Consider the following 24,069-nt stretch of genomic DNA (forward strand, 5'->3'; position numbering starts at 1 on the left):
CGATCCGCCCAAGACCCGCGCGTCGCGGCGGCCATTCAGCAGTCACCCCCATCCCAACCCTTCCCCCATCAAGGGGGAAGGGCTTTTGTTCCGTGACGGAAAGCGCTCATCCTGCCGGCAACGGGAGGAAACCGTATGAAACTCTATGACTGCCTCCGCGCGCCCAATCCCCGGCGTGTCCGCTGGTTCATGGCCGAGAAGGGGATCGACGACGTCGAGATCGTCACGCTGTCGATCATGAGCGGCGAGCACAAGTCGCCGGAGTACAAGGCCAAGGCCGGGCTCGCGCACATGCCGGCGCTGGAGCTGGACGACGGGACGGTGATCACCGAGTCCGTCGCCATCTGCCGCTACCTGGAGAGCGTCTATCCCGAGCCGAACCTGTTCGGGCGCGATCCGAAGGAGACGGCGATCATCGAGATGTGGCTGCGGCGCACCGAACTGATGGTCGCTACGCCGATCATGCAGGGCGTGCGCCACAGCCATCCGGGCATGGCGGCGCTGGAGGCGCAGATCCCCGAGGTGGCGGCCTACAATCTGGGCGGGGCGATGCGCAGCCTGAAGATGCTGGATCGCCGCCTGGCCGAGAGCGCCTTCATCGCCACGGATCGCGTGACCATCGCCGACGTGGTGGCCGTGGCCAGCATCGACTTTGGCCGCATGATCAAGTGGCGGCCGGATCCTCAGCTAGTCCAGGTGAACCGCTGGTTCGACGCGATGCTGGCGCGTCCGGCGGCGAAGGCGGGGATGGCGGCCTAGCGCGCCCTGATCTTCTTCACCACGCCCGAGAAGTTCAGCATCGGCCCGCTGCCGGTCGAGATCAGGCCGCGGATGAAGATCAGCGAGCCGCCGGCCTTGATCACTTCGCCGGTCGAGGTGACCAGGTCGCCGGGGCGGGCGGGGCCGATGAACTCGCCATTGAGGCTGACGGTCACCGCGCGGCTGTCTTCCAGGGCGCGCCAGCCGATCGCGAACAGGGAGTAGTCGGCGAAGGTCATCATGCAGCCGCCGTGCATGAAGCCGCCGCCGTTCATGTGGTGGGCCTCGGCGCGGAAGGCGGCGGTGATGCGGCCGTCGTCCGCCTCCCGGAAGTAGAAGGGGCCAGCGCGGTCTTCGAACGGGTCCATGCCGGTCCAGGTGCGCCAGCCGGCCCATTCGCCGTCTTCGACCAGCTTGGGACCGCTCCAGATGTCGGCGCCACCGTCCATGACCTGCTCCCTCCGCTTGTTCTTATCGATGTTCAGTTAGAAGGGCGCGGAGTGAGGCGCAAGCGCTCGGTCTCGCCTCTGCTGACAATCCGTGGCAAGGGAGCGCTCATGACCTCCCCGATCCAAGACACGATCCTGTCCATGCTGGCCCCGCTGGCCGAGGGCAAGTCGATCGACCCGATGAACGTCGCCAAGGCGATCCAGCCCGAGCGCTGGCAGCAGATCCTGGGCCACGTGCGCACCAACGCCATCGAGCTGGCCCGCGAGGGCAAGGTGGTGATCCTGCGCCACAACAAGCCGGTGAACCCCGAGAAATTCCGCGGCGTCTATCGCATCCGTACGCGCTTGGAAGGCGATCCGACCTCGTTCGAGGAAACCCCCGAGGCCGAGATCGACGGCGACGAAGACTAGTCGAGCTTGGGTTTTGGCGAGGCGCGCCTAAATCCTCGCCGATGCCGCTCGACACGATCCTCTCCGACATCGCCGCCTGCCGGGCCTGCGCGCCGTATCTGCCGCATGTGCCCCGGCCGGTGACGCGGGTGCGTGAGGAGACCAGGATCCTGATCGCCGGCCAGGCGCCCGGGCGCTTAGTCCACGAGACCGGCCTGCCGTTCAACGATCCGTCCGGCAATCGCCTGCGCCAGTGGATGGGGATCGATCGTGAGACCTTCTACGGCCGGCCCGAGATCGGCGTGGCGGCCATGGCCTTCTGCTTTCCGGGCACTAATCCGAAGGGCGGTGACTATCCGCCGCCGCCGCGCTGCGCGGCGATGTGGCGGGCGCCGTTGCTCGCGCAGCTGCCCAATGTCGAGCTGACCCTGCTGGTCGGCAGCTACGCCCAGGATTGGGCGCTGCCGGGCCGCACCAGCAGGACCATGACCGAGACCATCGCCCGCTGGCGCGAATTCGGGCCGAATGTCCTGCCGATGCCGCATCCGTCATGGCGCAACACCGGCTGGCTGAAGCGCAATCCGTGGTTCGAGGCCGAGGTCGTGCCCTTCCTTCGCCAACGTGTCGCGGACATTCTCTCGGCATGAACCGCCGCGCCTTGATCCTGACCGCCTCGGCCGCCGTCCTCGCCGGCTGCGCGCCGCTCCGGCAGAGGCCGGACCTGGCTGCTTTGGGCTTTCGCGGGCCTCGGATCACCGACGACGGTTTCGTGAGTTTCGACGGGGCCAAGCTGGGCCTGATGCGCTGGCTGCCGGCCAGCGAGCCTGACTGGGTGATTGTCGGCCTGCACGGCATGAACGACTACGCCAACGCCTTCCACCTGGCGGCCGGCTGGTGGGCGGGCAGGGGGATCGCGACCTATGCCCTGGACGTCCGGGGCTTTGGCCGCTCGCCCGAGCGTGGCGTCTGGGCGCCGGCCGACCTGGTGCTGGACGATGTGCGGGCGCTGATCACGGCGGTGCGCGAGCGGCATCCGAACGCCAAGGTCGCCCTGGCCGGGATCAGCATGGGCGGTGGTCTGGCGATCAGCGCCATGGCCTCGGACAATCCGCCGCCGGTCGACAAGCTGATGCTGTTCGCGCCGGCCGTCTGGGGCTGGTCGAACCAGCCGCTGCCCAATCGGCTCAGCCTGTGGATCACCGCTCACGCCACAGGCAGCTGGGTGGTCAAGCCGCCGGACTGGCTGGTCAAGGACATCATGGCGTCCGACAACATCGACGAGCTGCGCCGCATGGGCCGCGACCCGCTGATGATCTGGGGCGCGCGGTCCGACACCATCTACGGCCTGGTCGGGCTGATGGAGCGGGCCTGGAAGTCGACCGGCGACATCAAGGTTCCGACCGCCTGGTTCTACGGCGCCAACGACAAGGTCATTCCGCGCGAGCCGACGGTCGAGGCGGTGGGCCGGCTGCGGCCTGGCGCACGTACCGCCTACTACGCCAAAGGCTACCACCTGCTGCTGGTCGACAAGCAGGCCGTGAACGTCTGGGGCGACGCCGAGGCCTTCCTGCGCGACGCCCCCGGGCCTTGGCCGCCGTCGGGCGCGCCGCCCATTCCTTCCAGCGTGGCGGCGATGACAGCGTTGGACCCGCCGAAGCCCAAGAAACGCAAGTCGTCGCAGCGGTAGCGTTGAGGGTTGTAGGGCGCGGCGAGGGGGCGTACACCGCCGCCACGTTCATTCTAGCTGAGGCGAGACCGACAGCATGACCTTGTTCGATTCCCCCGATTTCGAGGGACACGAAGGCGTCCACGCTTTCTTCGATGAAAAAACTGGTCTGAAGTCGATTGTCGCGATCCACTCGACCGCGCGCGGCCCGGCCGCCGGCGGTTGCCGGATGTGGGACTACTCCAGCAGCGACGCGGCCCTGACCGACGCTCTGCGCCTGTCGCGCGGCATGTCGTACAAGAACGCCATGGCCGAGCTCGACCTGGGCGGCGGCAAGGCCGTGATCATCGGCGACAGCCGCAGCCAGAAGACGCCGGAGCTGTTCGAGGCCTTCGGCCGCGCCGTCGACAGCCTGGGCGGCAAGTACTGGACCGCTGAAGACGTCGGCGTCTCGCCGGCCGACCTAGAAAGCACCCGCAAGACCACCCGCTTCGTCGCTGGCCTGGAAGGCCACGCGGCCGCCTCGGGCGATCCGTCGCCGGTCACCGCCGAGGGCGTGTTCCGGGGTGTGCGCCTGTGTGTCGAGCGCGCTCTGAAGCGTGATCTCAAGGGTGTCCACGTCGCTATCCAGGGCGTGGGCCATGTCGGCGCCTATCTGGCCGAGAAGCTGCACGCCGCCGGCGCGGTCCTGACCATCGCCGACGTGAACCAGCAGGCCCTGAACGAGGTCGCCGCCAAGACCGGCGCGACGATCGTCCCGGCCGACGCCATCTTCGACGTCGAGGCCGACGTCTTCGCCCCTTGCGCGCTGGGCGGCGCGATCTCGGCAACGACCCTGCCACGCCTGAAGGTCAAGGTGATCGCCGGCGGCGCCAACAACCAGCTGGCCGACGCCATGATCGGCCAGACCGTGTTCGATCGCGGCATCCTCTATGCCCCCGACTACGTCATCAACGGCGGCGGCATCATCAACGTGGCCGCCGAGATCCGCGGCCTGGAAGCCGGCGGCGCCTTCGATGGCGACTGGGTGGCCGGCAAGCTGGACCGCCTGGCCCAGACCCTGGCCGAGGTCATCGACCAGTCCATCAGCGAAAAGCGTCCGGCCAACCTGGTCGCCGACGAGATCGCCCGCGCCCGCATCGCTGCCGCACGGGGCTAAATCCGACTTCGGACGTTCTCCGTGGGCAGGTCCCACGGAGGCGTCCATGTCGCATCTCGACGAACTGAAAGAGCAGTTGGCGGAGGCTGTCGCCGCTCAGGATTTCGAGACCGCCGGCAAGCTGCGGGTCGAGATCGAAGGCATCCAGCACAGCGCCATGGTGCGCGACGTCGAGGGGCAGCCCCAGGCCTCGTACTTCCAGCGCCAGACGCCCGGCAAGATGGGCCTTGGCACCGACCAGCCCGTTCCGCGTCGGCCAGAAGGCTGGGTCCCGCCGAAGAAGCCTGATCCGATGACCGCCAATCATTCGCGCGGCGGCCGGCGCAGCAAGGCCTAGACTGGCCGCTTGCGCCCGCTGATCGCCGAGCCGGCGTCCTTGTCCAAGGCCAGATAGACCGGCAGGGCCAGCAGGGTCACCACGCCGATGGCCACGAACGGCATGGTGAACCGGTCGGGCGTCAGGGCGCCGTCCGCGCCGCGCGCCCAGTGCAGCATCATGCCGCCGAAGCTGACGCCCAGGGCCAAGCCGACCTGCTGGGAGACCGCCGCCAAGGTCGAGGCCGCCGCTGTCGAGGTTTCCGGCACGTCGGCATAGGCGATGGTGTTGGCGGCGATGAACTGGTTCGAGCGGCAGAACCCGCCCAGGGTCAGGGCGGCCATCATCAGCCACATGGGCGTTGCGGGTCCGAAGAAGCCGGGCGCGGCCGTGAACAGCGCCGTCAGGCTGACGAACACCATCAGCGAGGTGCGGAAGCCGAACCGCTTCAGGCCCGCCGCCGCGAACGGCCGGGCGACCAGCACCCCGACGCCGGTGGCCAGGGTGACGAAACTGGCCCGCAGCGGGCTCCAGCCCAGGGCGACCTGCAGCAGCAGCGGCATCAGGAACGGACTGGCCCCGATGCCTAACCGAACCAGCGTCCCGCCCAGCAGACTGGCGCGATAGGTGGGATAGCGCAGCAGGGTCAGGTCGAGGATCGGCCGGCCGGTGCGCTTGGCGATCCGCAGGTAGATGGCGCCGCAAGCCACGGACAGGACCAGCAATCCGATCTGCGCCCAAGGCGGCAGCAGGTTGACGCCCGAGGTCTCGGCCACGACCACCAGACCGCTGATCGCCAGGGCCGACAGGATGAAGCCGGGGGTGTCGAAGCGGCCCAGATCCTTGCGCGGCTCGCTCTTGGGCACGAAGCGCATCACGGCGGTCATGCCCAGCAGGCCGACGGGCAGGTTGATGTAGAAGATCCACGGCCAGTCGGCGACGCTGAGCACCAGGCCGGCGATCGGCGGACCGATGAGGGGGCCGACCAGGGCGGGCATGGTGAACCAGCCCATGGCGGTCAGCAGCTTGTCCTTGGGCGTGGCCCCGACCACGATCAGCCTCGCCACCGGCGTCATCATCGCCCCGCCGATCCCCTGCAGGATCCGCGAGACCACCAGGGCCTCCAGGCTTCTGGACAGGCCGCAAAGCGCCGAGCCCAGCAGGAAGACGACCATGGCGCTGAGGAACACCCGCCGCGCGCCGAACCGCTCGGCCGCCCAGCCGCTGGCTGGCGTGAACACCGCCAGGGCCAGAATGTAGGAGGTCAAAGCCAGCTTCAGGTGGATCGGGTCGACCGCGAAGGCTCTGGAAAGCGTCGGCAGAGCGGTCGACAGGGCCGTGGAGTCGATGAACTCCATCAGGAGCGCGCTGGCCACCGCGATCGAGATCAGGCGGGTGGCGAGCGGGGAGGGAGGCTGATCGGACACGAAGGGCGCTTTACGCCTGTGGACGGCGAGGGTCCAGACGCTGAGCGGTCACATCCTTTCAAGACCGAAACAGCCGGGCATGGCGAAGGTCCGGTCCATGAACCGCCGTCAACTCTTCCTCACCGCCGCCGCCTTGGCAGCCGTCTCCGCTTCTCCGGCCTTCGCCGCGATCCGCACCCAGTGGACGGTCAGCCTGTCGGAGGGCTTCGACGCCCTGTGCTTCCTGGGCCCGCTGTCGGGCAAGGACTTCTACGCCCGCTACTACAAGGACGAGCTGGCGCAGGTCCTGCCGCGCATGCCCAAGGCCGCCATGGAGGCCATGGCCAGCCTGCAGGCCGAGGCCGACAAGGAAAACCAGCTCCTTGGACCGGGCCTGTGCACCCTGATGTCGGGCGCCTGGCTCGACACCCTGGACGCGGTGATCGCCGCCCTGGACGCGGCCGAGACCGCGATCCTGCCGCCCTACAAGGCCAGCGCCTATTGGGACCAGAAGGACTGGGACCAGTTCATCGCCCGCCGGCCGCGCATCCGGCTCGTGCTGGACGGCCTGCGCCAAGCGGGTTTCGTCGAGCTACGCCAAAAGATGCTGGCGCCGACCGCCGAGACCCGCCTGCCGGCCCTGCGCCAGAAGCTGGCCGGCTATGACGTGATCGCCGAGCAGGAGCGTCTGCTGGGCCGGCCGCTGGACGCCTCGCTGGAGATCGTCCTGCTGTGGTTCAACAAGCCCCACGGCATCCGCGTACAGGGCCAACGCTTCATCACCGGCATCGCCTGGCCTGACGAGATCGTGCTGCGCAACGCCGCTCACGAGGTGCTGCACCCGCCGTTCCCGATGGACGGCCCCGCCGCCAAGGCGGCCTTGGTGGTGCTGGAGCAGGACGCCCTGCTCAAGAAGATCGTCGCCGAGCACGATCCGTCCTTCGGCTACAACAGCCTGGAAGGCCTGCTGAACGAGGACATGGTCGAGGCGCTGGAGCAGATCGTCAGCGAGCGCCTGGGTTTTGCGGTCGAGCCTCACGTCCGTTGGGAGAAGGCCGATGACGGCATGCACGTGCTAGCGGCGGGGCTGTATGGCCTGTTGAAGGCTGACGGCTACGACCGGACGGGGGGTAATCTGGAGGCCTGGACGATCGCGGCGGCCAAGGGGGGGAAGCTCGGGGCGGCGAGTTTGCACGCCAAGGCGGCGGAGGTGTTGAAGCGACCGGTGGATGGGCTGTGGCCGGTGAAGAAGGGGTAGCGCGGATCGACGTTCATCACGCACCTCACCACCGTCATTCCCGCCCTTGTGGCGGGAACCCCTGGTTCAGCTGATACGTGAGATGCAAGCGGCCCTCCGCACTTGCGGCGGATAGAGGGGTTCCCGCCACAAGGGCGGGAATGACGGAGATTGTGGAAAGTCGGCTTGGATCCCCGCCTTCGCGGGGATAGTCGGGTTTCCGGAGGTAGGCGCTACTTCCCGCGCACCGAAACTGTCACCCCCACGACCGTATCCTTGTCGGAATAGTCGATGGAGTTCAGCTTCCGCCGCGTCGCCGTCAGCGAGACCTGGCGGTTGTCCTTGCGCCAGCCCAGGCCGACCTGGCGGCTGCCGAAGCGGGCCACGCGTTCTTCGCTGTAGCCGGCGTTGCGCCAGCCATCGATGGTGTCGCGGATCAGGTTCAGGCCATAGGCCTTGCCCGAGCTGGCGGCGAACAGCATCCAGCGGCCGCGCTTGAGGTCCTCGGCCGAGGCGCGGGTCTTGGACATGATGTTCGAGGCCGTCAGGGTGATGCGCTTCACGGCATTGGACTGCAGGCCCAGCGGCGTGAAGGGCAGGGGCTGGTCGTTGACCTCGACCTTCAGGACCTTGCCGTAGGGGCGGATCTCGTGGACGCGGGTCAGGGCCAGCACGGGCGCGCGACGCGGAGCGGGGGCTTCCGCCAGAATGCGGGCGGCGGGCCGGGCGGGTTCGATCTTGGCGGGGATGGTCTTGGGGGCCGGGAGCGGAGCGGCCTGCTCGGCGATGACGGAAGGCGCGCCAGCCAGGGCGGTCTCGGCTGGGTCACCCGCCAGCGCCACCGTGGCGGCCGTCGGCGTGGCATAGGTTTCGACCGACGGGGCCCGCGAACGCTCGCCGCCATACCGAGCGGTGGCGATCGGCGCGTCCGGATCGTCGACATAGGCGGGCTGGCTCGTGGCCTCGGGGCCGCCAGCCAGGGTTAGGGTCTGGTTGAATTCCTCAGGGACGCGAGTCGACAGCGCGGTCGCCGATCCCACGATCGCGACGCCGGTTGTCGTCAGCAGACATACGAGCGCAAGGCGTCGCATGCTCGATCAGCTCCCCATATCCCCTAACGTAAGTTAACGGTCCCTAGCGCACATGTATAGCCAGCTCGCGTGACAACCGAACCGCGAGTAAGATCAGCGCGCTAGTGGCCCGGCTTGGGCTCGAAGGTCCGTTTTTCCTTCAGCTTCACGCACGCTGGATCCGGCTTCTGGCCGTGCTGAGGTTTGGGCTCAGCCTTTGGGAAGCAGACGTTCTGCATCGGGTCTTGGTTCTGGAAGCCTCTGGTCATGGGCTTTTCCTCCCGTACGCCACTGAACTTATCACGCCGCAGAGTTGATATCCTCGACCAACCGAACGTCGACGGAAACTTGAAGGCGCGCCGCGCCTGGGTCGCCGATGATGGCGCCCGAGACAGGTAACGCTTGAGCAGGCGTTCGGGTGGCGGCGACACGGATCAGGTCAGGCGATTCCGCCAGGCCGTTGGTGGGGTCGAACTCCAGCCAGCCCAGGTCGGGCAGGAAGACCTCGCACCAGGCATGGGTCGCGCCTGCGCCGCGGATCTGGGTTCCGGGCGAGTGGATGTAGCCGGTGGCGAACAGCGCCGCGTAGCCCAGGCGGCGCAGGCCCTCGACCATCAGCCAGGCCAGGTCGCGACAGGCCCCGCTGCGCTTTTGCAGGGTTTCGACCGGCGTCTGCACCCCCTCTTCGTAGCGGTTGCAATAGGTGAACTGGCTGTGGATCAGCTCGTTGATGCGCAGCAGGAAGGCCAGGGCCGGCTCGTCCTTGTGGGCCTGCACCCCGCGCAGCCAGCGCAGCAGCACCGCGTCCGGATCGTCGGTGACCGGGGCGATGAACGGCTCCAGCGTCGTGCGGTCTTCGCGGGAATAGACGATCGGCATCAGGGTGTCGGGGTTCTCGACCCGCTGTGGGACCAGCGGGGCGGGATAGCGGTCGATGACCAGCTCGCTGGCCACCCGCATGGCGTCCGACTTGCCGCTGGGCTCGAAGATGCAGACGCAGTTGCCGTTGGCGTCATAGCTCCAGCGCGTGGCGCCGGGCGGGTAGAGGCGCAAGCTGGCCTCGACGATGCGCAGGGCGTGACTGTCGCGCGGCCGGATCAGCAGCCGCTGCGGTCCGAACCGCACCGGCCGTTCATAGTAGTACCGCGTCTCATGAAGGATGCGCAGCCGTCCCATGCCGGGGCTTCAACGCGCCCGGCATGGTTGAGGTTCCTAGCCCTTAAAACCGGCTTCCGCGAAGGCCAGCATGCGCTCGAGCAGGGCCACGACGTCGGACTCGCTGGTCTGGCCTTCCGACAGCACGTTCAGGCGGTCGAACTCGGCGAAGCGGTTGTTGTGCAGCATGCCCAGCGTGAAGTGCAGCCGCCAGTAGACGTCTTCCGGCGACAGGTCGGGGCGGGCGCGCAGCAGGGCGTCGGAGAAGCGGCGCAGGTGCGAGACGTCGGTCTTCAGCACGTTGCGGATCTCGTCGGTGCCTTCGCTGCGGGCGCGGATCAGGAACTGCAGCGAGATGCGGCGCTCGTGGTCCGGGGCCAGCCAGCGCAGGGGCGGGGTCAGCAGGGCGGCCAGGATCTCGCGCACCGGCGGCGAACCGGTGTTCCGGTCGTTGGCCTCGTGCAGCATCTTGGCGCGCTCGCGATTGAGCTCGGCCGTGCGACGCCGGAAGATCTCGAACAGCAACGCGTCCTTGGACCCGAAGTGATAGTTCACCGAGGCCAGGTTCACGCCGGCGGCGGCGGTGATGTCGCGCACCGAGACGTTCTGGAAACCGTGCAGGGCGAACAGGCGCTCGGCGGCGACGAAGACCAGGTTCTTGGTGGCGGCTTCGGTCTCGGCGGCCTCGACTTCGGTTGAAGCGGCGGCGTCGGTGGTCGGACTCACTACGTATTCCCCTTTACCCGTAGGGAAGTCTTACGGCCGTTCGAATTTGGCGCAAGCGTCAAGATCGTCCCTGTAGCGCGTAACGGCGTTCGCGTTTAGGCTTTTCCCAAGGAATGCACGGGGAGCGAGCGATGATCGGCATGCTGACGGCTCTTCTGCTGCTGGGCGGACAGGCCGCGACCCCGGCTCAAGCTCAGGACGACCAGGCCAAAGTCGATTCCGTGACGATCACGGCCCCGGACCAGAAGACGAAGGCCGCGCCCCGGTGGTCGGAGCGCATCGAGGGCATCGGCTGGCCGTTCCTGGGCGTGGGCGAGGACAAGGGCGTCATCACCTTCGCCAAGACTGGCAAGACGCCGGCCGGGCAGCCCTGGCAGCGGGTCTGGGTGCGCCACGAGTTCCGCACGCCGCAGAGCGAGGCGGGCTTGAGCTTCCGATCCGAGCGCATGGCTCAGGATGTCGACTGCCAGGCCCGCAGCTTCCGCAGCCTGGCGGTCTATCGTTATCCCGAGAACAATCTGAAGGGCGCCGAGACGGCCTATGCCTTCGAAGACCGCGCCTGGACCAAGCCCGAGCCAGGCGCCTTCGACGAGAGCGTGGTCGACGCCGCCTGCATGAAGCCCCTCGCAGGCTAGAAAGGCCGGCTAGCGGCGCGCCGTCTGGCGCTGCTGGACCTGGGGATCCACCGCCAGGTTCCACAGATAGACCTGCCGAGCCTTGGAGCCGACCGACAGGCCTTTCAGCTCCTTGGTCTGATCCTTGGTCAGGCGGAAACGGCGGTAGCCGCGCTCGCCCAGGCACTTGGCCAGCGGCTCCTGCAGCTGGCTGGAGATCTCACGGAACGGACGGCTCATGCGGCCGGGGTTGGGATTGGCGGAGTCGACCATCTCGCGCATCGGCAGGTCGACGTCCTTCTCGGCGCCGGGCATGGAGATGTTGCTCCCGAAGATCAGGTCGACCTCGGCAAACGCCACCGGCGCGCTTTGGCCGACCTTGTAGGCGCACTCGACCGCGTCGGTGCGGTACTGCAGGTATGACACCCCGGTCTGGCCCCAGCTCTCGTCGCCACGCTGGCGCTGGGCGTGTGCGCCCGAGGCGGCCAGCAGGGCGCAGGCGACGGCGGTGAGGGCGAGATGTCGGCGCATGACTGGATCAACCTTCGGGTGATCCAGTGAGGCTTCAGACGGCCGGTTTCGTCAAGGGCGCCAGGCGTTCGGCCGGGCGGCCCATGCGGCCGCGCAGCACTTGGCGCAGCAGCGGACGGGCGACGGCCGTGCCCAGGATCAGCGGGGCCAGCACCAGGGCCAGCAGCTTGCGCTGCAGGGTGTCGGCGCGCTTGAGGAAGTAGCGGACCAGGCCCTTGCCCTTGTGCCACTCGATGATCAGCGGGTTTTCCTTGCTGGTCGAGCCGACGTGGATGATGCGGGCGTTGGGCTGGAACAGCACGCTGCCGCCCTGCTGGCGGGCGCGCCAGCACAGGTCGATGTCCTCGACGTGCAGGAAGAAGCCTTCGTCGAAACCGCCAAGGACGTGGAAGTCGGCCGCCGACATATAGAAGCAGGCGCCCGAGATCGTAGGGGTGTCCACCGGGTGCGAAGGGGGGGCTTCGCTCTCCCGGTGGATCTCGAAGCGGCGCAGCGGGGGCAGGGTGGCGCTAAGCTTCGAGAGGGTAAGCAGGGTCGTGACCGGCGTGATCTCGCCGCGCCGCGCGCCCCGCTGTTCTGTGCCGTCGGTGTTGAAGACCCGGGCCCCGATCACGCAGGGCGAGGGGCGGTCGCGGGCGGCGTCCACGAGGGCCGCCACCGCGCCGGGGGTCAGGAACGCGTCCGGATTGAGGAAGACGAGCGCCTCGCCCTTCGCGGCGGCCGCGCCCAGATTGGCGGCGCGCGCGAAGCCGATATTGCCCAGGCCCTGCAGCAGCTGCACGCGCGGTTCGCGGCGGGCCAGCTCGCGCAGCCACGCCGCGTCGGCCAGGGAGGAGCCGTTGTCGACGAGGACGAATTCCTCGACCAGCGGCTCGTCCAGGACGTGGCGCACGCTCTCCATCAGCGCCGGGCCGGTCATGTAGACGACCATGATCAGCGACAGGCGCGGTTGAACGCTCCGGGTCGCGGCGCGGGAGTGGGCGGGGTCGATCGAGACAAACATGTGTTTGTTGCGCTCAAAATAGTTGCATAAAAACTGTATGTGCGGAATTCATGTTCCGCAAGGCCTCTCGATGAGGTCGCAACAGATTGTTGCGTTTTTACGCAATGTGTAACAACTAGGGGAGCGCCCGCAGTTGGGCGCGAAAGCGGCTTAGCGATGTCCAGAACGGCGATGAACCCCGCCAAGGCGGCGTTGACGAAGACCCTCCGGCGTGAAGCGGGGCGGTGGCTTAAGGCCGCACGCGAGGCGGTAGGCTTGACTCAGGCCGAGTTGGCCGAGAAGACCGGCCTGCGTTATTATACCTTCGTGTCTCAGGTGGAGAACGGTCTGGGTCGGGTGCCGATCGAGGCCCAGGCCGTTTGGGCCGAAAGCCTGGGGCTTGAACCCGGTCAATTCGCCCGCACATTGCTGCGGTACTACGAACCTGAGCTGTACCGCCTGTTGTTCGACGGCGCGGCCGAAGAGGCCGAGCCTGTCGCCGACAGAGCGGCGCAAGCCTGACGAGCCGCTTGATGGGTGAGATCCTAGCCTTCAGTCCCCGGCCTCCGGCCACCGACTGGTCCGCCAACGAGCGGGGCCTGCTGCTGTTGCTCACCCAGCAACTCGAGTCGACCTATGGCGACATCGATGTCGTGTTCGGTCAGACCGATTCCGGCGATCCCTGGTACGTCGTGACCGACGGCAACCAGGATGTGCTGGTTCATATCGCCCGTATCGACGGCCAGTTCGTGGTGCACGACGCGGCGGTCGACATGTTCCATCAGGTCGGCAGCCTGTGGGGCGCCTTGCGCCAGGTGCTGTCCTCGAACGTCGACAACCAGACCGGCGTCGTGGTCGCGTTCAATCCCGCCAGCCGCGAGGCCCAGTCCTTCCTGTCGCTGGTCATCGCCGTGGGTCTCTATCTGGAGCTGCGCGGCGTCGATCTGGGCGAAGCCGGCCGCCTGAACTTCGAGAACCTGCCGCGCCTGGACGATCCGGCGATCGAGGGCGTGGCGTCCAAGCTGATCGCGGCGCTGAACCTCGAAGCCGATCGGTCCCAGAGCCATGTCGCGCCGCAGGCCGCGCAAGGCGAAGCCGCCAACGCGACGCCGGTCAAGGCCGTTACGGCCCACGGCCTCGCGATCGAGACCGCGGCGCAGGGCCATGATGGCCTGCCCCAGGTCGATGGCGCGCATATGAGCCATGCGCCGACTCCGACCGCTTCGTCCGAAACCCATCCGGTCCCGCAGTCGGCGGAGGGGGAACGCGAGGGCCAGTACGAGCTGTCGCTGGGCAATGCCGAGGTCCGTGAGCTGGCCTTCGCCAGCGACAAGGCGGCCGTGGTCGGCACCAACGGTAACGACGTCCTGCATGGCACGGCCGAGGGTGAAGTGATCGCCGCCGGCGCCGGCGACGACTACATCGATGGCGGTGGCGCGGGCAAAGGCCAGATCGACCGCATCGACGGCGGCGCGGGCGACGACCGCATCGTCATGAATGCCCGTGTCGTGGCTTCCGGCAGCGCCGGCGCCGACACCTTCCTGCTTTCGGCCCAGCATCCGACCGACAAGGCCGAAGCCCTGCTGGGCGTCGTGCTGGATTATCAGGCCAGCAAGGGCGACCACCTGGCCGTGACCGGCAAGGGCGAGCTGACCGTGGTCACCACGACCGCCGTCAACGACGTGCTGGCCGTCCAGGGCGCGACGCTGAACGAAGCGACCGCCGCCCAGGTGACCGACGTGACCAAGGCCGTGTCAGGCGTCCGCGTCGGCTTCGACCTGGACGGCGACGGGCGCGAGGACGTGTTCATCCTGCTGGGCGGCGCGACGACGGCCACCTTCAAGCTGGGCACGACGATCGCCAACGATCACTTCGACACATCGACCATCGGCCTGGTCGGCCAAGCGACCACGACCGACATCGCCGGCCATCCCGGCGATCCGCCCGCCACGCGCTAAAAGGGGGAGGGGGCTCTAGCCCCTGACCAGCTCGCGCATCGCCTTATCCAGGCCTTCCAGGGTCAGCGGATACATGCGGTCGCTCAGGATCTGCTTCATCACGCCGATCGACTGGGTGTAGTCCCAGTGCCGCTCGGGCGTCGGGTTCAGCCAGATGCAGCTCTGATAGATGTCGGTGACCCGCTGCATCCAGATGGCGCCGGGCTCTTCGTTCCAGTGCTCGACGCTGCCGCCCGGATAGGTGATCTCGTACGGGCTCATGGTCGCGTCGCCGACGAAGATCACTTTGTAGTCGGCGGGGAACTTGTGGAGCACGTCGAAGGTCGGGATCTTCTCGGTGTGGCGGCGCTTGTTGTCCTTCCAGACCGTCTCGTAGAGGCAGTTGTGGAAGTAGTAGAATTCCAGGTTCTTGAACTCGGTCTTGGCGGCGGAAAACAGCTCCTCGCAGAGCTTGATGTGGCCGTCCATCGAGCCGCCGATGTCGAAGAAGATCAGCACCTTGATGGCGTTGCGGCGCTCGGGCCGCAGCTGGATGTCCAGATAGCCCTTCTCGGCCGTGCCCTTGATCGTGCCGTTCAGGTCCAGCTCGTCGGCCGCGCCGGTGCGGGCGAACTTCCTCAGGCGCCTTAGGGCGACCTTGATGTTGCGAGTGCCCAGTTCGACACTGTCGTCGAGGTTCTTGTACTCGCGCTTGTCCCAGACCTTCACCGCGCGGCCGTGGCGGCTCTTGTCCTGGCCGATGCGCACGCCTTCGGGATTGTAGCCGTTGTTGCCGAACGGCGAGGTCCCGCCCGAGCCGATCATCTTGTTGCCGCCCTCGTGGCGCTTGTTCTGCTCGCGCAGGCGCTCCTGCAGGGTCTCCATCAGCTTCTCGAAGCCGCCCAGGGCCTCGATCTGGGCCTTCTCCTCGTCGGTGAGGAACTTCTCGGTCAGGGCTTTCAGCCACTCTTCCGGGATGTCGGCGGCCAGGCCTTCGTTGACAGTCTCCAGGCCCTTGAAGACGTGGCCGAACACGCGGTCGAACTTGTCGAGATTCTTCTCGTCCTTCACCAGGCTTGCGCGCGACAGGAAATAGAAGTCTTCGATCCGACGGTCGATGACGTCCTTGTCCAGGGCCTCCATCAAGAGGAGGTACTCGCGCAGGCTCACCGGCACCTTGGCCTGGCGCAGCTCGGAGAAGAAACGAAGGAACATCGGCGCGACTTTCGAACGGATGTTCGGATTGTGGAGGGTTCTGATTGGAGACGCAATGCCGTGACCCTTCTTCCCCCTCCGGGGGAGGAGCGCCGAAGGCGCGGAGGGGGCGAGTCGGCCGGCGCACAGGCCCCCACCTGACGCTTCGCGGTCGTCCGCCCCCGGAGGGGGCAGAAGGAGGTCACTCACCCTCGCCTGAGAATAAACTCCAGATCGTTCGTCTCGCCGACCTTGAAGAAATACTCCCCGACCTTCGTAAACCCCATCCGCCCGTACAGCTTCTGGGCCCCAAAGTTCTCCGACCACACGCCAATCCAGATCCGGCGCGGGCCCAGCCAGTCCAGCGCCGTGTTCAGCAGCCGCGATCCACGCCCGCCGCCCTGGTGGCTTTTCAGCACATAGATCCGCTTCAGCTCGCCGTCACCCTCAGCCATCTCGTCGTGCGGCAGGTCGCAAGGCCCGGCCAGGGCGTAGCCGATGGCCTCGCCGTCCTCGTCCTCGAGCAGCCAGGTCGCCTTGTCGGGATGAGCCAGGTCGTTCCGGGTCCGCTCCAGGCCGTAGGCATAGGCCAGGAAGGTCTCCAGATCCTCGGGCGGATAGAGGTGGGCAAAGGTTTCCGTGAAGGTCCGCGCGCCCAGGCTGGACACGGTGTCGGCGTCTTCGATGGTGGCGCGGCGCAGGGTGTCGGTCATGGCAGCTTGAGTAGCCGCCATGACCGGACCCTTCAATCAGAAGCCTTGCTTCTTAGAACCCCTCTAGGGCGACCTTGCCGATGGTCCGGGCGCTCTCGACGATGCGGTGGGCCTCCAAGAGGTCGGCCGCGCGGATCTTGCCGACCACCTGGGTGAGGGTGGTGCGCAGAACGCCCTGGTCGACCAGGTCCGCGACCTCATCCAGCAGCCTGTGCTGCTCGATCATGTCCGGCGTGCCTTGCGGCCGGGCGAACATGTATTCCCAGTGGATCGAGGCAGCCTTGGCTTGCAGCGGGCGGATGTTGAGATCGCCGTCGGCTTCGATGATGCCGATCTTGCCTTGCAGGGCGATGGCGTCGACGACCTGCGGGAAGTGCTGGGCGCTGTGGGTCAGCACGGCGATATAGGCCGGCGCGTCCAGGCCCAGGCGCGCCAGCTCACTGGCCAGCGGCTTAGTGTGGTCGAAGATCTGGTGCGCGCCCAGGCCCTCCACCCACTGGCGGGTCTCGTCACGCGAAGCGCTGGCCACCACGTTCAGCTTGGTCAGCTTGCGGGCCAGCTGGATCAGGGCCGAGCCGACGCCGCCGGCCCCGCCGATGATCACCAGGCTCTGGCCTTCGCCGCCGTCGCGGGCCACGCCCAGGCGGTCGAACAACAGTTCCCAGGCGGTGATGAAGGTCAGCGGCATGGCCGCCGCCTGAGCGAAGTCCAGGGTCTTGGGCTTCTTGCCGACGATGCGTTCGTCGACCAGTTGCAGCTCGGCGTTCGAGCCCGGGCGGTGGATGGCGCCGGCGTAGAACACCTCGTCGCCGGGTGAGAACAGGGTGACGGCCTCGCCAACCGCCTCGACCACGCCGGCGGCGTCATAGCCCAGGATGCGAACCTCGCCCTCGGCGGGTTGGGCGCGGCTGCGGACCTTGGTGTCGACGGGGTTCACCGACACGGCCTTCACCCGCACCAGGATGTCGTGGCCAGTGGCCACAGGGGCGGGCGCTTCCAGGTCAAGCAGGGCGTTGGGATCGGTGGCGGGCTTGAGCTCGCGGAAGCCGACGATCTTCATGGGGATCTCCAAAGATGGGCGGTTTCGAACCGCTGCGGAGGAGATCGCTCTATGCTACGATCTTCGCAAGTACGGTCATTTTCTGTATGTAGTACCCGTTTGTATACTGTGAGGCTGCCGTGGAAGACCCCAAGGAATGCGGCGTCGAGGCGGCGCTGGGCCTGATCGACGGCAAGTGGAAGGGCGTGATCCTGTACCACCTGATGGGCGGCCGCATGCGCTTCAACGCCCTGGCGCGGAAGCTGGGGGCGGTGACCCAGCGCATGCTGACCAAGCAGCTGCGCGAGCTGGAGGCCGACGGCCTGATCGTCCGCACCGTCTATGCCGAGGTGCCGCCGCGCGTGGAATATTCGCTATCGACCAAGGGCAAGAGCCTGGAGCCGGTGATCTGCGCGCTGAAGGCCTGGGGCGACGCCAATGTGCTGGGCATGCCCGTCGAGCCCGAGCGAAAGGCCGGCTGACCCATGACCTTGGCGCTCTACACCCACCTCGACATGCTGGACCACCAGCCGGGCGACGGCCACGTGGAGAGCCCTCAGCGTCTGCGGGCGGTGATCGACGCCCTGAACGATGATCCGAACCTGGAGCTGGAGCCGCAGGATGCGCCGCTGGTCGATGTCGAGGACCTGCTGCGGGTGCATCCGCAAGCGTTCGTGGACGCCGTCTTCGCCGCCGCGCCCAGCAGCGGCCGGCGGGCCCTGGATCCTGACACGGTGATGTCGACCGGCAGCCTGCTAGCCGCGCGTCGGGCGGCCGGGGCTTGCGCGGCGGCGGTGCGCGCTGTGGCGGTCGGCGAGACCCAGCGGGCGTTCTGCGCCGTGCGGCCGCCGGGCCACCATGCCGAGCCGGGCGCGGCCATGGGGTTCTGCATGTTCTCCAACGTCGCCGTGGCGGCCCGCGCGGCCCAGGCGGCGGGGCTGAAGCGGGTGGCGATCGTCGATTTCGACGTCCATCACGGCAACGGCACCCAGGCGGTGTTCGAGAACGATCCGACGGTGTTCTTCGCCTCGATCCACCAGTCGCCGCTGTATCCCGGCACCGGCGATCCGTCCGAGACGGGGCTGGGCAATATCGCCAACGCCATCGTGGCTCCCCATGCGCCGCGCGAGACCTGGCGGTCGCGATTCGAGGGCCTGATGGACAAGGTCGACGCCTTCGCGCCCGAGCTGGTCATCGTCTCGGCCGGCTTCGACGCCCACGTCCGTGATCCCTTGTCGGCCCAGAGCCTGGAGGAGGACGATTTTGCCTGGGCGATCCGGGCGATCGTCTCGGTGGCCAACGCCAGGGCCAAGGGCCGGGTTGTGTCCTCGCTCGAGGGCGGTTACGACCTCCAGGCGCTGGGGCGATCCGCCGCCGCGCATGTGCGCGCTCTTCAGGAGGGGTGAGAGGACGGAACGGCGAGGTCGCCGACCGACTTCTCTACAACATGGCCGACGTTACGACCGCCGACCAAGCGTCCCCGCCCGTGAAGTCGGGGACCATCACCCTGGCCCGTCACGGCGAACCCGCCCTGTCGCGCAAGGTCCGCCTGAACGCGCCCGAATACGGCGACTGGTGGGCGCTCTATGAAGTGGGCGGCCTGAAGGAAGGCCAGACCCCGCCGGACTCGCTGATCCAGATCGCTCGCGACGCCGACGTGCTGATCGCCTCGACCCGCCGCCGCGCCATCGAGACGGCCCAGGCGGTGACCGGCGGCCGAGCCTTCGCCACCGACCCGACCTTCATCGAGGCCCCGCTGCCGCCGCCGCCCTGGCCCCTGTGGCTGAAGATGTCGCCCAAGCGCCTGGGGTTCTTCGCGCGCTTCTGGTGGTGGTTCTTCAACAACCACGGCGGCCAGGAGACCCGCGCCGAGGCCGAGGTGCGGGCCGGCAAGGCCGCCGACCTGCTGGTCGAGCTTTCCGACCAGGGCCAGGATGTCCTGGTCGTGGCTCACGGCTTCTTCAACTGGATGATCGCCGACGCGCTGAAGCAGCGTGGCCTGGCGAAACTGGTCGACGAAGGCCACGCCTACTGGAGCATCAAGCGCTTCCGCCGCGCCTGATCTGTCCCTGATCTCGCAAAGCCTCTTCCCTTAACCACGCCTAGGCTCTAGGCCGTTGCTCGCATCGGCCTGGGACACTAGGCTGACGCCTGTTCACCTGAGAGTTGAAATGACCGACGCCGTTAACGCCCCCGCAGACATCTCCGCCTTGAGCTTCGAGGAAGCCCTGGCGCAGCTGGAGCGGATCGTGGCCGAGCTGGAGTCGGGCCAGGCGCCGCTGGAGCGCTCCATCGACATCTACGAACGCGGCGCGGCCCTGAAGGCCCACTGCGAAAAGAAGCTGGAGGCCGCGCGCCTGAAGGTCGAGAAGATCGTCCTGGGGCAGGGCGGGGCCGTCTCGGCCGAAGCGGCTGAGTTCAACTGATGGCGGGCCCGCGTCCGGCAAGCGATCTCGAGAAGCGGATCGTCCAGGCCGCCGACATCGTCACCGTGGCGCTGGACGAGCTGCTGCCGCGCGCCGACGGTCCGGAAACGCGCCTGACCGAGGCCATGCGCTACGCGGCCCTGGGCCCCGGCAAGCGCCTGCGCCCATTCTTCGCGCTCGAGACCGGCAAGATGTTCGACCTGGCCGAGCGGCCGGTGCTGCGGGCGGCCTGCGCGCTGGAATGCATCCACGCCTACAGCCTGGTGCATGACGACCTGCCGGCCATGGACGACGACGACGTCCGCCGCGGTCGTCCGACCGTGCACAAGCAATATGACGAGGCCACCGCCATCCTCGCGGGCGACGCCCTGCAGACGGCGGCCTTCGAGATCATGGCCCACCCCGACACCCACGACGACGGCCATGTCCGCTCGGAACTGGTGCGCAAACTGGCCATCGCCTCGGGCGCCAAGGGCATGGCTGGGGGCCAGATGATCGACATCCTGGGCGTCCGCGACGACCTGGGCGCGGTGGCGCGCATGCAGCGCCTGAAGACCGGGGCCCTGATCGCCTTCGCCTTCGAGATTCCGCTGATCATCGCCCGGGCAAAGGATTCCGAGCGCGCCGCCCTGATGGCCTTCGCCCAGGACTTAGGGCTGGCCTACCAGATCGTCGACGACATCCTGGACGCCGAGGGCGACCCCGAGACCATGGGCAAGGCCACGGGCGGCAAGGACGCCGCCATGGGCAAGGCCAACTACGTCACCCTGCTGGGGCTGGACGCGGCGAAAGAGCGCGTGGCGCTTCTCGCCGACCAAACCCGTTCCCATCTCGAAATCTTTGGCGAACGAGCCGAACATCTGCGCGAAAGCGTTGATTTCGTGCTGGACCGCCGCAACTGACCGCGCTTTTGTCAAACATGTCTTCGAAAACGCCTCTGCTCGACACCGTCGCTTCGCCCGCCGATACGCGAGGCCTCTCCGTACCCGAGCTGAAGCAGCTGGCCGCCGAGGTGCGGGCCGAGATGATCGACGCGGTGTCGGTGACGGGCGGTCACCTGGGCGCGGGCCTGGGCGTGGTCGAGATGACCGTGGCCCTGCACCACGTGTTCGAGACGCCCAAGGACATCGTCATCTGGGACGTCGGCCACCAGGCCTATCCGCACAAGATCCTCACCGGCCGCCGCGATCGCATCAAGACGCTGCGGCAGGGCGGCGGCCTGTCGGGCTTCACCAAGCGGGCCGAGAGCGAATACGACCCGTTCGGCGCGGCTCACGCGGCGACCTCGATCTCGGCGGCGCTGGGCTTCTGCGCCGCGCGCGACGCCCGAGTGGCTAATGGGGGCGAAGACAACAGCGTCATCGCCGTGATCGGCGACGGCTCGCTGGGCGCGGGCATGGCCTATGAGGCGATGAACGCGGCGACCGATACGACCAAGCGCCTGATCGTCATCCTCAACGACAACGACATGTCGATCGCCCCGCCGGTGGGTGGCATGAGCGCCTATCTGGCCAACCTGGTCTCGGGCGGCGCCTATCGCTCGGTGCGCAAGCTGGGCAAGACCGTCGTCGAAAAGCTGCCGACCCCGATGCGCGAAGCCGCCCGCAAGGCGGAAGAATATGCCCGGGGCATGGTCACCGGCGGCACCTTCTTCGAGGAACTGGGCTTCCACTATGTCGGCCCGATCGACGGTCACGACATGGACGCCCTGGTCAGCGTGCTCAAGAACGCCAAGGCGTTCGAGGACAAGCCGGTGCTGGTCCACTGCGTCACCCAGAAGGGCAAGGGCTATGCTCCCGCCGAGGGCGCGGCCGACAAGCTGCACGCCGTGGCCAAGTTCGACGTCGTCACCGGCCAGCAGCAGAAGGCGGCCGCCGGCCCGCCCAGCTACACCAAGGTCTTCGCCCAGGAACTGATCCGCCAGGCGGAGAAGGACGACAAGATCGTCGCCATCACCGCCGCCATGCCCTCGGGCACGGGCCTCGATTTGTTCGGCAAGGCCTTCCCGGAGCGCACCTTCGACGTCGGCATCGCCGAGCAGCACGCGGTGACCTTCGCTGCCGGCCTGGCCGCCGACGGCATGAAGCCGTTCACGGCGATCTATTCGACCTTCCTGCAGCGCGGCTACGACCAGGTGGTGCACGACGTGGCCATCCAGGGCCTGCCGGTGCGCTTCGCCATGGACCGCGCCGGCCTGGTCGGCGCCGATGGCCCCACCCACGCCGGCAGCTTCGACATTGGTTTCATGGGCGCTCTGCCCGGCATGGTGCTGATGGCCGCCGCCGACGAGGTCGAGCTGGCCCGCATGGTCGCCACCGCCGCCGCGATCGACGACCGCCCGTCGGCTTTCCGCTATCCGCGCGGCGAGGGCCTGGGCCTGGAAATGCCCGCGACCATCGACCCGCTGGAGATCGGCAAGGGCCGCATCGTCCGCGAAGGGACCAGCGTCGCCATCGTCTCGTTCGGCACCCGCCTGGCCGAAAGCCTGAAGGCCGCCGACCTGCTGGCCGCGCGTGGCCTGTCGGCCACCGTCTGCGACGCCCGCTTCGCCAAGCCGCTGGATCTCGACCTGCTGCTGCGTCTGGCGCGCGAGCACGAGGCCATCGTCACGGTGGAAGAAGGCTCGATGGGCGGCTTCGGCGCTTTCGTGCTGCAGGCCCTGGCCCAGCACGGCGCCCTGGATCGCGGCCTGAAGATCCGCACCCTGTGCCTGCCCGACGTCTTCCAGGACCAGGACAAGCCCGACGCCATGTACGCCCAAGCCGGCCTCGACGCGGATGGTATCCTGCGCGGGGCGCTTTCGGCGCTGGGGATGGATAATGTGAGCGCGGCGGGGGCTGGGCGTAGGGCGTAAGCTCACTCCCACATCCGCTCATCCCCGCGAAAGCGGGGACCCAAGCTGAGTCTGCGGATTTTGCTGAGACATGCCTACAGGCCAATGCCGCTTGGGTCCCCGCTTTCGCGGGGATGAGCGGTTTTTGTTAGACCCCACACGCCTTGAAGAACGCTTTCACGTGACCCTGGTCGGCAGAACCTGCCGCCAGGTCGTGGCGCTCGCCCTTGGTCAGCAGCGCCAGGTCGCCTGATCGCTTGAAACCCGCCAACGCCGGGGCGCTGGCCTTGCCTTGCGCCTCCAAGAGGCCGCCGTCACCCATGGCGTTGTCGACCTTGGCGGCGGCGAAGCGGGTTTCCGCGCGGCCCGAGGCCAGGACGATCTCGCCGCCCGACAGGCCCACGGCCGAGACGTCGACCTGGTCCTGGCCAGGGCGACAGCTGATCATCAGCACGACATCGTCGCTGTTCGGGCGACCATAGGCCAGGCGGGGGGCTTCCTGCTGGGCTTCGAGATACGCCCAGCGATAGCCGCTCACCGCGACCTTCTCGTGCGCGCAGCCGGCCAGGCCTGCGGTCAGGATCGTCAGAGCGGCGAGGGCGATACGGGACGCCATGGGAAGGTCCTCCTCGCTCGATCAACGCCGCGGGGACCTGAATGGCTCCTGAAACGAAATCGGGCGCGGAGGCCAAAGCCGCCGCGCCCGTTCAAGGCTTTACGCTTCGTCTCGCTTAGAAGGGCGAGAACTTCTCGACCAGCGACTGGCCGGCCGGGGTCTTCTGCACGCGGCTGATGTCGCCGCGGCCGCCGTAGCTGATGCGGGCTTCGGCGATCTGCGTGTGCTTGATGGTGTTGGCCGAGGAGATGTCCTCGGGACGCACGATGCCGGCCACCGTCAGCTGGCGCAGCTCGGCGTTGGTGCGGACTTCCTGGGTGCCCTGGATGACCATGTTGCCGTTCGGCAGGACCTGGCTGACCACGGCGGCGATCGTCAGGCTGATCTTTTCCGAGCGCTGGACGCTGCCGGCGCCGGCATTGGTGGTGGCCGAGTTGGTGTTCAGGGCGTTGGCCGGATCGAAGCCGCCCGGCAGCACCTTGCCCAGGCTCGATTCCAGGCCCAGCAGGTTCGGAATGCCGGCCTTCATGTTCGAGGTGCGCGAGGACGCGGTCTGGTTCTTGGTGCTGGCGCTGTCGTCGATGTCGATCATCACGGTCAGGATGTCGCCGACGCGGCTGGCGCGCTGGTCGTTGAAGAAGGCGCGGGCGCCGACGCGCCACAGCGAGTTGGCCGAAGCGGCCTGCGGGGCCGGCTCACGGGCCGAGACATATTGCTGCTGCATCGGGGCCAGTTCGGCCGGATAGCCGACCGGGGCCAGGTTCGGACCCTTCACGGCTTCGGTGACGGTGGAGCAGGCGGCCAGCGGGGCGAGCAGGACGGCGGCGGCGAGGATGACGGGGCGACGCATG

Annotated in this window: 29 protein-coding genes and 1 pseudogene; 16 read left to right on the forward strand and 14 right to left on the reverse strand. The window is 67.8% G+C overall.

Annotation, left to right across the window (positions count from 1 at the left end; all coding sequences use genetic code 11):
• Positions 1–135 precede the first annotated feature (135 nt).
• Positions 136–759, forward strand: a complete 624-nt coding sequence (locus J7528_RS00450) for a glutathione S-transferase (RefSeq protein ID WP_291870239.1) — start codon at positions 136–138, stop codon at positions 757–759.
• Here the strand turns inward: J7528_RS00450 and J7528_RS00455 are convergent.
• Entirely contained in the window at positions 756–1,208 is a 453-nt protein-coding gene (locus J7528_RS00455) for a PaaI family thioesterase (protein WP_291870241.1), read from the reverse strand. The two genes, J7528_RS00450 and J7528_RS00455, sit on opposite strands and share 4 nt — an antisense overlap.
• 108 nt (positions 1,209–1,316) lie before the next feature.
• Here J7528_RS00455 and J7528_RS00460 point away from each other — a divergent pair, with 108 nt between their 5' ends.
• The 5 genes from J7528_RS00460 (at position 1,317) to J7528_RS00480 (ending at position 4,760) form a co-directional block, all read left to right on the forward strand.
• Positions 1,317–1,619: a DUF3253 domain-containing protein gene (locus J7528_RS00460; protein WP_291870243.1), complete on the forward strand. Its 303-nt coding sequence runs from the start codon at positions 1,317–1,319 to the stop codon at positions 1,617–1,619.
• 41 nt (positions 1,620–1,660) lie between these two features.
• Positions 1,661–2,245 (forward strand): uracil-DNA glycosylase family protein, encoded by a 585-nt coding sequence (locus J7528_RS00465; RefSeq protein WP_291870245.1) that lies wholly within the window; start codon positions 1,661–1,663, stop codon positions 2,243–2,245.
• On the forward strand, positions 2,242–3,285 hold the full coding sequence (locus tag J7528_RS00470) for a lysophospholipase (protein ID WP_291870247.1): 1,044 nt from the start codon (positions 2,242–2,244) through the stop codon (positions 3,283–3,285). Before J7528_RS00465 ends, J7528_RS00470 begins: the two co-directional genes overlap by 4 nt.
• 76 nt (positions 3,286–3,361) lie before the next feature.
• Entirely contained in the window at positions 3,362–4,423 is a 1,062-nt protein-coding gene (locus tag J7528_RS00475; protein ID WP_291870249.1) for a Glu/Leu/Phe/Val dehydrogenase, read from the forward strand.
• Between the two features lie 46 nt (positions 4,424–4,469).
• Complete coding sequence (locus J7528_RS00480) at positions 4,470–4,760, forward strand: UvrB/UvrC motif-containing protein (protein ID WP_291870251.1); 291 nt, start codon at positions 4,470–4,472, stop codon at positions 4,758–4,760.
• On the opposite strand, the gene J7528_RS00485 is transcribed toward J7528_RS00480, so the two are convergent.
• Complete coding sequence (locus J7528_RS00485) at positions 4,757–6,166, reverse strand: MFS transporter (RefSeq protein WP_291870252.1); 1,410 nt, start codon at positions 6,164–6,166, stop codon at positions 4,757–4,759. The two genes, J7528_RS00480 and J7528_RS00485, sit on opposite strands and share 4 nt — an antisense overlap.
• Positions 6,167–6,263: 97 nt before the next feature.
• On the opposite strand from J7528_RS00485, the gene J7528_RS00490 reads away from it, so the two are divergent.
• A complete protein-coding gene (locus tag J7528_RS00490; protein WP_291870254.1) occupies positions 6,264–7,403 on the forward strand; it encodes a hypothetical protein in 1,140 nt (379 codons plus the stop codon).
• A gap of 32 nt (positions 7,404–7,435) precedes the next feature.
• Here J7528_RS00490 and J7528_RS00495 read toward each other — a convergent pair.
• The 5 genes and pseudogenes from J7528_RS00495 to J7528_RS00515 form a co-directional block, all read right to left on the reverse strand.
• A pseudogene (locus tag J7528_RS00495) lies at positions 7,436–7,592 on the reverse strand (hypothetical protein); the annotation flags it as partial.
• A 23-nt stretch (positions 7,593–7,615) separates the two neighbouring features.
• A complete protein-coding gene (locus tag J7528_RS00500; RefSeq protein ID WP_291870256.1) occupies positions 7,616–8,473 on the reverse strand; it encodes a hypothetical protein in 858 nt (285 codons plus the stop codon).
• Positions 8,474–8,574: 101 nt separating this feature from the next.
• Positions 8,575–8,721, reverse strand: coding sequence for a hypothetical protein (locus tag J7528_RS00505; protein WP_291870258.1), 147 nt, complete (start codon positions 8,719–8,721; stop codon positions 8,575–8,577).
• A 31-nt stretch (positions 8,722–8,752) separates the two neighbouring features.
• Positions 8,753–9,628: a transglutaminase family protein gene (locus tag J7528_RS00510; RefSeq protein ID WP_291870260.1), complete on the reverse strand. Its 876-nt coding sequence runs from the start codon at positions 9,626–9,628 to the stop codon at positions 8,753–8,755.
• A gap of 36 nt (positions 9,629–9,664) precedes the next feature.
• Entirely contained in the window at positions 9,665–10,333 is a 669-nt protein-coding gene (locus tag J7528_RS00515; RefSeq protein WP_291870261.1) for a TetR/AcrR family transcriptional regulator, read from the reverse strand.
• A gap of 131 nt (positions 10,334–10,464) precedes the next feature.
• On the opposite strand from J7528_RS00515, the gene J7528_RS00520 reads away from it, so the two are divergent.
• Positions 10,465–10,968, forward strand: a complete 504-nt coding sequence (locus J7528_RS00520; RefSeq protein WP_291870263.1) for a surface-adhesin E family protein — start codon at positions 10,465–10,467, stop codon at positions 10,966–10,968.
• A 9-nt stretch (positions 10,969–10,977) separates the two neighbouring features.
• Here J7528_RS00520 and J7528_RS00525 read toward each other — a convergent pair whose 3' ends face one another.
• Together J7528_RS00525 and J7528_RS00530 are read right to left on the reverse strand one after the other, a co-directional pair.
• Positions 10,978–11,478, reverse strand: coding sequence for a hypothetical protein (locus J7528_RS00525; RefSeq protein WP_291870265.1), 501 nt, complete (start codon positions 11,476–11,478; stop codon positions 10,978–10,980).
• Between the two features lie 34 nt (positions 11,479–11,512).
• A complete protein-coding gene (locus J7528_RS00530; protein ID WP_291870267.1) occupies positions 11,513–12,481 on the reverse strand; it encodes a glycosyltransferase family 2 protein in 969 nt (322 codons plus the stop codon).
• Between the two features lie 156 nt (positions 12,482–12,637).
• Here J7528_RS00530 and J7528_RS00535 point away from each other — a divergent pair, with 156 nt between their 5' ends.
• A complete protein-coding gene (locus J7528_RS00535) occupies positions 12,638–12,982 on the forward strand; it encodes a helix-turn-helix transcriptional regulator (protein ID WP_291870269.1) in 345 nt (114 codons plus the stop codon).
• An 11-nt stretch (positions 12,983–12,993) separates the two neighbouring features.
• Entirely contained in the window at positions 12,994–14,418 is a 1,425-nt protein-coding gene (locus J7528_RS00540) for a calcium-binding protein (RefSeq protein WP_291870271.1), read from the forward strand.
• 15 nt (positions 14,419–14,433) lie between these two features.
• On the opposite strand, the gene J7528_RS00545 is transcribed toward J7528_RS00540, so the two are convergent.
• The 3 genes from J7528_RS00545 to J7528_RS00555 form a co-directional block, all read right to left on the reverse strand.
• On the reverse strand, positions 14,434–15,612 hold the full coding sequence (locus tag J7528_RS00545; protein ID WP_291870272.1) for a VWA domain-containing protein: 1,179 nt from the start codon (positions 15,610–15,612) through the stop codon (positions 14,434–14,436).
• A 185-nt stretch (positions 15,613–15,797) separates the two neighbouring features.
• Positions 15,798–16,325, reverse strand: a complete 528-nt coding sequence (locus tag J7528_RS00550) for a GNAT family N-acetyltransferase (RefSeq protein WP_291870274.1) — start codon at positions 16,323–16,325, stop codon at positions 15,798–15,800.
• A 31-nt stretch (positions 16,326–16,356) separates the two neighbouring features.
• A complete protein-coding gene (locus J7528_RS00555; RefSeq protein ID WP_291870276.1) occupies positions 16,357–17,364 on the reverse strand; it encodes a zinc-binding alcohol dehydrogenase family protein in 1,008 nt (335 codons plus the stop codon).
• Positions 17,365–17,483: 119 nt separating this feature from the next.
• Between J7528_RS00555 and J7528_RS00560 the strand changes: the two genes are divergently transcribed.
• The 6 genes from J7528_RS00560 to dxs all read left to right on the forward strand — a co-directional run bounded on the left by J7528_RS00560 (position 17,484) and on the right by dxs (position 22,623).
• A complete protein-coding gene (locus J7528_RS00560) occupies positions 17,484–17,825 on the forward strand; it encodes a helix-turn-helix domain-containing protein (protein WP_291870278.1) in 342 nt (113 codons plus the stop codon).
• 3 nt (positions 17,826–17,828) lie between these two features.
• Positions 17,829–18,749, forward strand: a complete 921-nt coding sequence (locus J7528_RS00565) for a histone deacetylase family protein (protein ID WP_291870281.1) — start codon at positions 17,829–17,831, stop codon at positions 18,747–18,749.
• Positions 18,746–19,405, forward strand: a complete 660-nt coding sequence (locus J7528_RS00570; RefSeq protein ID WP_291870283.1) for a histidine phosphatase family protein — start codon at positions 18,746–18,748, stop codon at positions 19,403–19,405. Before J7528_RS00565 ends, J7528_RS00570 begins: the two co-directional genes overlap by 4 nt.
• A 109-nt stretch (positions 19,406–19,514) precedes the next feature.
• Positions 19,515–19,769 (forward strand): exodeoxyribonuclease VII small subunit, encoded by a 255-nt coding sequence (locus J7528_RS00575; protein ID WP_291870285.1) that lies wholly within the window; start codon positions 19,515–19,517, stop codon positions 19,767–19,769.
• Entirely contained in the window at positions 19,769–20,671 is a 903-nt protein-coding gene (locus tag J7528_RS00580; RefSeq protein ID WP_291870287.1) for a farnesyl diphosphate synthase, read from the forward strand. Before J7528_RS00575 ends, J7528_RS00580 begins: the two co-directional genes overlap by 1 nt.
• 17 nt (positions 20,672–20,688) lie before the next feature.
• Positions 20,689–22,623 carry a 1-deoxy-D-xylulose-5-phosphate synthase gene (gene dxs / locus J7528_RS00585; protein ID WP_291870289.1) on the forward strand — a complete coding sequence of 645 codons (1,935 nt, stop codon included), beginning with the start codon at positions 20,689–20,691 and terminating at the stop codon, positions 22,621–22,623.
• A 127-nt stretch (positions 22,624–22,750) separates the two neighbouring features.
• Here dxs and J7528_RS00590 read toward each other — a convergent pair whose 3' ends face one another.
• Both J7528_RS00590 and flgH read right to left on the reverse strand, forming a co-directional pair.
• Positions 22,751–23,218: a hypothetical protein gene (locus tag J7528_RS00590; RefSeq protein WP_291870291.1), complete on the reverse strand. Its 468-nt coding sequence runs from the start codon at positions 23,216–23,218 to the stop codon at positions 22,751–22,753.
• Positions 23,219–23,333: 115 nt separating this feature from the next.
• Positions 23,334–24,068 carry a flagellar basal body L-ring protein FlgH gene (flgH, locus tag J7528_RS00595; protein ID WP_291870293.1) on the reverse strand — a complete coding sequence of 245 codons (735 nt, stop codon included), beginning with the start codon at positions 24,066–24,068 and terminating at the stop codon, positions 23,334–23,336.
• Between the last annotated feature and the right edge of the window lies 1 nt (position 24,069).

This window comes from Caulobacter sp., assembly GCF_017744445.1.
In the GTDB taxonomy this organism is placed as follows: Bacteria; Pseudomonadota; Alphaproteobacteria; order Caulobacterales; family Caulobacteraceae; genus Caulobacter.